The organism is Paraburkholderia sp. (genome assembly GCF_034668105.1).
Lineage (GTDB): Bacteria > Pseudomonadota > Gammaproteobacteria > Burkholderiales > Burkholderiaceae > Paraburkholderia.
On sequence record NZ_JAXDPY010000196.1, the window covers coordinates 1 to 6,491 of the forward strand.

Annotated in this window: 3 protein-coding genes; 2 read left to right on the forward strand and 1 reads right to left on the reverse strand. The window is 66.0% G+C overall.

Annotated elements, in window-relative coordinates; translation table 11 throughout:
• Positions 1-65 precede the first annotated feature (65 nt).
• Complete coding sequence (gene recN, locus QOC89_RS09240) at positions 66-1,736, forward strand: DNA repair protein RecN (RefSeq protein WP_323044746.1); 1,671 nt, start codon at positions 66-68, stop codon at positions 1,734-1,736.
• Between the two features lie 107 nt (positions 1,737-1,843).
• Here the strand turns inward: recN and glnE are convergent, their stop codons facing one another.
• Positions 1,844-4,636, reverse strand: coding sequence for a bifunctional [glutamate--ammonia ligase]-adenylyl-L-tyrosine phosphorylase/[glutamate--ammonia-ligase] adenylyltransferase (gene glnE / locus QOC89_RS09245; RefSeq protein WP_323044747.1), 2,793 nt, complete (start codon positions 4,634-4,636; stop codon positions 1,844-1,846).
• Positions 4,637-4,822: 186 nt separating this feature from the next.
• Between glnE and QOC89_RS09250 the strand changes: the two genes are divergently transcribed.
• The coding region (locus QOC89_RS09250; RefSeq protein ID WP_416340382.1) for a YhdP family protein at positions 4,823-6,491 on the forward strand (1,669 nt) is incomplete at its 3' end.

Below are 6,491 nucleotides of genomic sequence, written 5' to 3' on the forward strand. Positions count from 1 at the left end.
AAATCGCCCGAACCCGAACGCCACCGCTGCCGAACCCTGAATCTCAAGCTCATCAGACGACCTCCATGCTTCGCCACCTCTCGATACGCGACTTCGTCATCGTCGCCGCGCTCGATCTCGAATTCGACAGCGGCTTTACCGTTTTCTCGGGCGAAACAGGCGCCGGCAAGTCGATCCTGATCGACGCGCTGGCCCTCGCGCTCGGCGCCCGCGCCGACGCGAGCGTGGTGCGCACCGGCGAGAGCCGCGCCGACATTACCGCGGAGTTCGAGACACACGCGCAAGTCGAGCAATGGCTCGACGAGCAGGCGCTCGGCACGACCGGCGACGACGGCCATCACGGCGCCACCGTGATGCTGCGGCGCGTGGTGGACGCGAACGGCCGTTCGCGGGCGTTCATCAACGGCACGGCGGCCACGCTTGCGCAATTGCGCGAAGTTGGCGAGATGCTGGTGGACATTCACGGTCAGCATGCACACCAATTGCTGATGCGTCCGGACGCACAGCGCGAGTTGTTCGACACCCACGCCGGTCTGACCGAAACTGCTGCAAATGTCACGCGGAGCTGGCGCACGTGGCGCGAAAAGCTTCAGGCCGTCGAGCATGCGCAAACGCGCGACCGGGAACTGCAACTGGAGCGCGAGCGGCTCGCCTGGCAGCTCACCGAACTGGACAAACTTTCGCCGCAACCGGGCGAATGGGAAGAGGTCAACGCCGAGCACCGGCGCCTGTCGCATTCGGCGAATCTGATCGACGGCGTTCAAGGGGCGCTCAACGCGTTGTCCGAATCGGACGAAGCGATGATCACGCATCTCGCCTCGATCGTGTCGAAGGTGCGCGACCTCGCTGAGATCGACCCGGCGTTGAACGACGTGCTGGCGGCGCTGGAACCGGCCGAGATCCAGTTGCAGGAAGCGGCCTACTCGCTCAGTCACTACGCGCAGAAGCTCGACCTCGATCCGGACCGGCTTGCCCAGGTCGAAAAGCGTCTCGACGCGCTGCATTCGGCCGCGCGCAAATTCCGCCTGCAGCCACAGACGCTGCCGGAAGAACACGAAGCACGGCGCGTACAACTTGCCGCGCTCGACGCCGCAGCCGATCTCGACAGCCTGCACGCGGCGGTTGCCAAAGCCAAAGAAACCTTCCTTACCGAAGCAAAAAAACTGTCGAAGGCGCGCGCCAAGGCCGGAAAGGCTCTGGGCTCCGCTGTCACCACCGGCATGCAGGAACTGTCGATGAAAGGCGGCAGCTTCGAAGTCGCGCTGGTGCCGTTGCCGGACGGTGGCGCGCACGGGCTCGAACAGGTCGAATTCCGCGTCGCCGGTCATGCCGGCGTGCCGTTGCGACCGCTCGCGAAGGTCGCCTCGGGCGGGGAACTGGCGCGGATCAGTCTCGCATTGGCGGTCATTGCGAGCGCCGCAAGTCCCATCCCAACCCTCATCTTCGACGAAGTGGACACGGGGATCGGCGGCGGCGTCGCCGAAGTAGTCGGGCGACTGCTGCATCAACTGGGACAGGCACGTCAGGTGCTGTGCGTCACGCACTTGCCGCAAGTCGCCGCGCGCGGCGACCATCATTTCCAGGTGGCGAAGGCGGGCAACGGCAAGGGCGGCACGGTGAGCAGCGTGACTTCGCTGGACCGCGCGAGCCGCGTCGAAGAAGTCGCGCGAATGCTCGGCGGCCTGGAGATCACCGCGACCACCCGCAAGCACGCAAAGGAAATGCTGGCCGCGTAGAACTCAGGCCGGGAATCATCGCGGCCATCTGGGAACGCCAGGCAAGCTCGGCGGCCAGCGCGACTCGCGCGACGCCGCTCACACCTCGCGCCACCAGCCATCAGCCGTCAACCAAACACCCGCTTCCAAAGCCCCAACACTGCCTCACACTCGGTCACCACCAGCGCCGGATTGACCCGCGCCTTCTCCATCCCGTCCAGCCGCAGCGTGTGCTGCAACTTCCGGTAGGTCCGGTACGCCGCGCCGACCGTCTCGGCTTCCGCCTCGCTCATCAAGCCGAAGCGCGACACTTCGCGCAGCAACGCGATGTTGCCGGTATTGCGGATCAGTTCAGGATCGCTCGCCGCATGCAGCAGCACCCAGTACTGCACGGTGAATTCGATATCGACCATCCCGCCGCGATCGTGCTTCAGATCGAACAGCGCCGTATGGTTCGGGTGCCCCGCCTCGACGCGCTCGCGCATCTCGACGATTTCCTTCGCGAGCGGCGCGGCTTCGCGCGGCGTGGTCAGCACCTGTTCGCGGATCTGCTCGAATTTCGCGCCGATTTCGGCGTCGCCCGCGCAATAACGCGCGCGGCTCAATGCCTGATGCTCCCACACCCAGGCCGTATTGGCGGCATCGCCCTCGCGCAGTTGATAACGGCGGAACGCATCCAGATCCGTGACGAGCAGGCCCGACTCGCCGTTCGGCCGCAGCCGCAAGTCGACGTCGAACAAGGTGCCCGCGCCGGTCGCCGTCGTCAGCCAACTGATGAGCCGGCGGGTGTAGGTGGCGTAGACGTCGGCGGCGGCATCGTCCGGATCGTCATAGAGAAAGATCACGTCGAGGTCGGACGCGTAGCCCAGTTCCTTGCCGCCCAACTTGCCGTAGGCGATCACCGCAAACTTCGGCACTTCGCGGTGGCGTTTGGCCAGTTGCTTCCAGACCGCTTCGAGCGTGACATCGAGCACGGCGTCGGCGAGCTCGGACAAACGGTCGCTCACATGTTCGACACTCAGCCGCCCTGCCAGATCGATCAGCAGGATGCGGAACACCTCGGCGTGGTGCGCGTGGCGCAGCAGATCCATCTGCTGTTCGACGCCGTCGGCAGCGGCGAGGCGCAAGCGCAGCGTGCGCTTGAATTCAGGCCAGTCGAACGGACTGTCCATCGCCTCGTCGTCGAGGAGTTCGTCGAGCAATTGCGGGTGGCGGATCAGATAGCCGGCGGCCCAGCGCGAAGCCCCCAACACCGACAGCACCCGATGCAGCGCCTGCGGATATTCGGTCAGCAGCGCGAGGTACGCGCCGCGCCGGCTCACCGCTTCGAGCAGATCGAACAGACGCGCCACCGTGTCGCCGCGCCGTTCGGGCGGCTCCAGCGTACGCGCGGCCTCCAGCGCACGCTGCGCGACGATGTCGAAGCGTTGCCGGCTGCGCTCGGCGAGCCCCGCATAACGCGACGACTGCCACACGGCGCGCAGCCGCGCCAGCAGCTCGCCCGGCTCCGGCACGCCGAGTTCGATGAGGCGCGCCTGAAGCGCTTCGCCGGCGCTGTCGTCGGCGAGCGCGCTGCTCCACACCCACGCCGCCGCGCCGTCTTCCGGCGCGCCGCAGCCGTCGCGGCCGCTCACCTTGTCGGCGAAAATCTGGTCGAACTGCTGCTCGACGAACTCGCGATGCGCGTGGAGCTTGAGCATCAGCTCGGCGTAGTCGTCGCAACCCATGGCGTGCGCGAGCGCCACACGCTCCTCGGGATCGACCGGCATCGCGTGGGTCTGCGCGTCGTTGCGGTATTGCAGACGGTGCTCGAGTTCGCGCAAGAAGCGGTATGCCTGGGAAAGCTTCACGCAGACCGAGGTATCGATCAGCCCGTGCGTGGCCGCGTGCCGCAAAACGGCCAGCGTGGGCCGCACGCGGAAGCCGGCATCCTGGCCGCCGCGAATCAGCTGAAACACCTGCGCACTGAATTCGATTTCGCGGATGCCGCCGCGGCCGAGCTTGATGTCGTCGGCCTTGTCGGGCCGCATCGAAGCGCGCCGCTGCGCTTCCTGGCGAATCTGCAGATGCAGCGCGCGAATCGCGCTGATCACACCGAAGTCGAGATAACGCCGATAGACGAACGGCGTGACGATCGCGTCGAGTTGCTTCTGCAGCCGCCCGGCGGCCTCGCTCGCGCCTTCGGACACGAGCCGGCCCTTGATCCACGCGTAGCGCTCCCACTCGCGGCCCTGCACATAGAAATACTCTTCGAGCATGCCAAGGCTGCACACGAGCGGCCCCGAATCGCCATTCGGCCGCAGCCGCATATCGACCCGGAACACATAGCCGTCAGCGGTCACCTCGGCCAATGCGGCGATCAGGCGCTTACCCAGTCGTGTAAAAAAGTCCTGTGTCGCGATCGGCGCACGCTGAGCGCCCGCGGTCTCGCCGTCCTCTTCATAGACGAAGATCAGGTCGATATCCGACGACACGTTCAGCTCACGCCCACCCAGCTTACCCATTCCGACCACGCCGAGCGCGAGGCGCTCGCCCTGCGGTCCGCGCGGTTCGCCATAGAGCGTTTCAAGTTCGGCGGACACAACGGCCAACGCACGCTGGATCGTCGTTTCCGCCAGATCGGTCATGGCGCCGGTGACTTCGGCAACATCGGCCTCGCCCGCCAGATCGCGCTCCATCACGGCGCAAAACACCTCGGTACGCAACTGACGCAAGGCCCGTTTGAGTGCATCCTCACTCAATGGACCGCCGCCCGCGCCGGCCGCCTCGGCGCACAGCGCGTCAAAGCGCGCGTCGATCCGTTCGCGGGTGAGCGGCGCGGACGCCAGTGCCGCCACATGCGCCACGATTTGCGGACGCGCCGCCGCGGCGCGCGCCGCGTAATGCGAATAGTTGGAACTCAGGAGAGTGGCGTCAGTCATCAAAGGTCTGGCTCGCTCGTTGCTTTATCAGTGTGGTTCAGTTCGCTGTAACACAGGGTACAACGCGCCTCGCGCAGGTCGCCAGGCGGCATGTACAAAGGGTTTGCCGGAAGTCCGCCGAGGCTTTCCCGTGTGTTACATTTCGTCGTTAATTCGCAAAACTACCATACGCCCACCCGCCGCAGCATGTCCGAGCGAAACGAATCCGCCGACCCGCACGAAACCGGGCAGGTCCGGCCTGTGAGCGGAAGCGACCACATCGTGCTGCGTCGGACCTTTCACGTCGTCCTTGCGCTAGCACTCGTCCTCTATTTCATCGCGGCGGGTCTCTTTCTCGGCTTGCGGTACGCGGTGCTGCCGCGCATCGACTCGTTCCGGCCGCGCATCGAAGCCGCCGTCTCCGAAAAACTGCACGCGCAGTTCACGATCGGCAAGCTGGCGCCGCATTGGAGCGGCTTTCAGCCTGGCCTCGACGCTACCGATATCGTCATCCGCGACGCTGAGGGCAAAGCGGCGCTGACCATTCCGCACGCCACCGCCTCGCTCTCGTGGAAGTCGCTCTGGCAGTTCCATCCCGCGCTTTCGAGCCTGATCGTCGATCAGCCCGACGTGCTGGTGTCGCGCAGCAGCGACGGCGTGATTTCGGTGGCGGGCGTGCCGGTGCCGACCCGGCACAGCGGCAACGACACTTTGTCCACGTGGCTATTGCGGCAGCAGGCGATCGTGGTGCGCGGCGGCGCACTGCGCTGGCGCGACGCCGAGCATGACGCGCCGGAACTGGCCCTGCGCGACATCCGCATCGCCATTCTCAACGACGGCTACGATCACCGGCTCGCGTTGCAGGCGCCCGCCGACGGCCAGGTCCTGCACGGTCCGCTCGACTTCCGCACGCATTTCAAGCATGCGCGGCTCTCCGCGATCGGCAAACCGGTCAACTGGACCGGCCAGGTCTATATGTCGACCGGTCCGGTCGATCTGCCGACCCTTGCGCGCTACATCGATTTCCCGATCGAGATGTTCGCCGGACGTATCGACAATGCGATCTGGGCCGACTTCGCCGATGGCCGGATGAAGTCCGCCGGCGGCCAACTAGCCGGCACGAACGTGTCGATGCGGGTGCGCCCGACCCAGCCCAAGCTGGACGTGCCGGTGGCCCGATTCGCGTGGGGTCTCGAGGTCGATCAGGGCGACTACAGGCTGCAACTGAACGATTTACACGCGGAACTGGGCCAGCCGCCGCTCGACGACGGCACGCCGCTCACCCGCACTCTTACGCTATCCACGCTGAACGGCCGCTACCGGACCGCTTCGCAGCAGCATGGGCAGCTCGTCAGCGTCAGCGGCGACCGCGTCGACCTGGGCATCCTCGCCGAATTCAGCCGCGCCCTGCCTTTGCCTCGGCGTCTCCTGAACAATCTCGTGCGCTTCAATCCACGCGGGCTGGTGGCGAACTATCTGATCGAGGTCGAGCGCGGCAAACCGGAGTCGGGCGAAGCGGGCGTCGAGCATCCGCCGAGTGGCGCCGAGCCGCTCGAGCGCTATCGTTTCAAGGGCGATCTGCAGGGCATCAGCGTCGCCGCGCAGGAACCGCCGCCGGGGCTGACGCCGCTGAATCACCCCCGCGCGGGCATTCCCGGGATCGAAAACCTGTGGGGCAGCGTCGACGCCGACGAAAACCACGGCACGGCGATGCTCGACACCTCCAACGTCGCGATCACACTGCCCGGTGTGTTCGACGACCCGCGCCTGAAATTCGACCGTCTGCGTGGCGAGGCAGACTGGACCATCACGCCGAAGGCTGCCGGCGAAAATCACCCGGCCTTCACCGTCAAGCTGGCCAACTTTGGCGTTTCGA

What these genes read in the sequence shown, in the direction of transcription:
- recN (WP_323044746.1), top strand. Translation starts at nt 66, where the DNA reads ATGCTTCGCCACCTCTCGATACGCGACTTCGTCATCGTCGCCGCGCTC.
- glnE (WP_323044747.1), bottom strand. Translation starts at nt 4,636, where the DNA reads ATGACTGACGCCACTCTCCTGAGTTCCAACTATTCGCATTACGCGGCG.